The following is a 1,648-nucleotide window of genomic DNA, read 5'->3' as shown; positions in this document are numbered from 1 at the left end:
GTGATTTAGGGGGCAGGTTTTGTCCTGGGGGGGGGTAGTTTTCGAGGCTATTGGCAACCCCGTTGCCACCGTGACGGCCAGATATTTCGGTCGGCCGGTGTACTGGGGTTTCCTCCTCCCCCGGCTGGGAGGGCGCTTCCGCGCGGTTTCGCGCGGGGAAAGCGTCGTTCCTTGGGGGAGGGTTGGTTGAAGGATAAAGGAATTTTTAGGAGTTTCTTATGGTGAGATTTTCATCTCAAAGCGGCCTGAGGCGCGGTTTGTTGCGCTGGCTGGTTGCCGTAGTGGCGGCCGGGTTGGCTGCGCTGATGGTGCTGGCGGTGGCGATGCCGTCCGCTTGGGCTGCCGACAAGCCGTCGGTGACGCTCAACGAGGACCAGAAGACGGTTCTCAGTGTCGGCAGCGATACCGAGAACGCCATGTACAAGCTGGGCGCGGCGAGCGTGTCGGGCAATCCCAGTTCGTATGTCGTGGTGCAGGTCGACTCCGGCTACTTCACCCCGGCGGCGGACGCTCCGGGCAGTGCTGAGGCGCAGAACGCGTTGAACGGTGCGGCCGACAAGTACGGCGAGTATGTGGAAGGCACCAGTGTGAAGGCCGGCAACCCGTACACGTATGTGGCGTTCAAGACGTCTTCGGACGATGGTACGCCGGATATCACGGCGGCGCAGTTGCAGACGTACCTGCAGGGTCTGACGTTCACCACGGACGGCAGCAAGAAGCAGAACGTGACCGTCACCGTCGTGGGCGACTCGCTGAATAATCTGAAGGCCACGTACAACGGCAAGAGTCTCGACGCGATTCTGTATAACGGCCATGCGTACACGTTCATTGACGAGATCATGAAGTGGGATGACGCGTTTTCCGCGGCGAAGGCTACGAGTTTTTATGGTGGGGATGGTCATTTGCTGACTATCGAGTCGGCCGGTGAACACAACCTTATCTATAAGTCGTTCAACAACAATAAGGGTTGGATTGGTGCGACGCGTTTTACGACTGCGGCTTATGCGAAGACTGATCCCGCTGTGTTTGATATCAATAATGATTCCTCGGCGTCGGATTATGGTACGGCCTGGTATTGGGTGACGGGCCCGAGCGCCGGAACGAAGATCTGGAACGGCACAACGCCGACCAGTGGCGCTCCCGATGGTATATACGCCAACTGGGCCGCTAATGAACCCAACGCCTCCCCCCTCTCCCGAGGGATCGAAGGGTGTGCCCAGTATGGTCAAGATAAGAGCGGCGCATGGAATGATCTGGCGAATGATCCGAACGTCTATCTCAGCGGAGTCGTTTCTGGTTTTTATGTTGAGTTTGAGGATTTTAATCTCTCCTCTGTTGGTTCGACTGCTTCTGGTTCGGTTGAGCGTGTTGATGTGTCGTATGATTTGGACAATGTGACGGCTACTCCGGCTCCGTCGAAGGCGTTGGCGGGTGAGGCGTTTTCGACGACGCTGACCGCTGCTACGGGTCGTTCGTTGGATGTGTCGTCGGTGTCGGTGTCTGTTGGCGGTAAGAAGCTGGCGAAGGATACGGATTACACGTTTGATGAGGCCACTGGCGAGCTGGTGATTCCTGCTGGGAATGTGACGGGTAATGTGGCAATCTCGGCGAAGGTGTTGCGTCAGGTGGCGTTTGTGCTTGGCGGGGA

General features: G+C 57.7%; 1 protein-coding gene. It reads left to right on the top strand.

The features are described 5' to 3' along the window. Positions 1 to 218 precede the first annotated feature (218 nt). A partial coding sequence (locus G1C94_RS07585) for a C-type lectin-like domain-containing protein (RefSeq protein WP_216656949.1) occupies positions 219 to 1,648 on the top strand: 1,430 nt, incomplete at its 3' end.

The sequence above is a fragment of the Bifidobacterium panos genome (assembly GCF_012932445.1).
Lineage (GTDB): Bacteria > Actinomycetota > Actinomycetes > Actinomycetales > Bifidobacteriaceae > Bifidobacterium > Bifidobacterium panos.
This window is presented reverse-complemented; position numbering and strand designations above follow the sequence as displayed.